The organism is Burkholderia sp. E168m23, assembly GCF_016586125.1.
Classification (GTDB): Bacteria; Pseudomonadota; Gammaproteobacteria; order Burkholderiales; family Burkholderiaceae; genus Burkholderia; species Burkholderia orbicola.
Genome location: NZ_BCPP01001441.1, coordinates 1 through 1,152, shown reverse-complemented (window position 1 = coordinate 1,152; position 1,152 = coordinate 1). Strand labels below are relative to the sequence as shown.

2 protein-coding genes are annotated in these 1,152 nt (G+C 60.0%); both read left to right on the top strand.

The annotated features are described in order from the left end of the window. The coding region (locus JMF90_RS38005) for an ATP-binding cassette domain-containing protein (RefSeq protein WP_201326438.1) at positions 1-427 on the top strand (427 nt) is incomplete at its 5' end. 266 nt (positions 428-693) lie between these two features. Continuing rightward, positions 694-1,152: AbiEi antitoxin N-terminal domain-containing protein (locus JMF90_RS38000; protein ID WP_201326437.1), on the top strand; the 459-nt coding region annotated here is incomplete at its 3' end.

Sequence of the window (1,152 nt, the reverse complement as noted above, 5' to 3'; positions counted from 1 at the left end):
ACGGCTCACCGTCGAGGAAAACCTGCTCGTCGGCGCGGCGAGCCGCAAGGCGCCATCGAAGGTACCCGACCGCATCTACGACCTGTTCCCGGTGCTGAAGGACATGCGCGCGCGGCGCGGCGGCGACCTGTCGGGCGGCCAGCAGCAGCAGCTCGCGATCGGCCGTGCGCTGATGAGCGAGCCGCAGTTGTTGATCCTCGACGAGCCGACCGAGGGCATCCAGCCGTCGATCATCCAGGACATCGGCCGCACGCTGCGCCAGCTCGTCGACGAATCGAACATGACCGTGCTGCTCGTCGAACAGTATTACGATTTCGCGCGATCGATCGCCGATCGCTACTGGGTGATGAGCCGCGGTGAGATCGTCGCGGGGGGTGATGCGCGGGACATGGAAACGAACGGCGTGCGCGAACTGATCGCGGTGTGATGGACACCGCCTGGCCATCCTGCTGCCGGCAATCAGGTCTTTTTATACGGACCCTTATTATTCGAGCGTTGTATATTTTCGAATTATCAAATAATCCGGCCATTTCTCGCATGCACTCAACGTGTCAGCCGGATCATGTCCTTCCCGAGGCGTGGCTCGAGGCGTGACGGGATCCGATGAATCTGGCGCGATAGCGTTACAAAATTGCAGATAATCAAACATACTCTATATATACTGCAATCAAACAACGCCCTGATCACGCCACGATGAGCAACAAAACAGTCCAGCGGTTGATGCAGGAGACCCTGCGCGGTTACCCCATCGATTCAGAAATGCTTCGAAACATGGGCGTGAGCGCGGCTTTGGCGTCACATATGGTCAAGTCCGGCTGGCTGCAACGCCTTTCGAAAGGTACCTACCTGCTGACCGGCGACACGCCCTCTCGGGACGGCATCATCGCGCATCTTGGCCGACGCGTCCCCGGCATCCACGTCGGCGGCAAAACAGCCCTCGCCTGGCAAGGCGTTCGCCACAACATCGCATTCAAAGAGAAAGTCATTCTCTGGGGCCCGAGACCCTATCGCATCCCCTCATGGGTCGCGGAGCACATGCACTACACGTACCAGACCACTGCGTTGTTCGACGAATCGTTGCCCTATTCGTTCGGGCTGACGCAGCTTCCCGCCGGGGGACCCGACGTGCTTGTTTCCGTGCCGGAGCGAGCC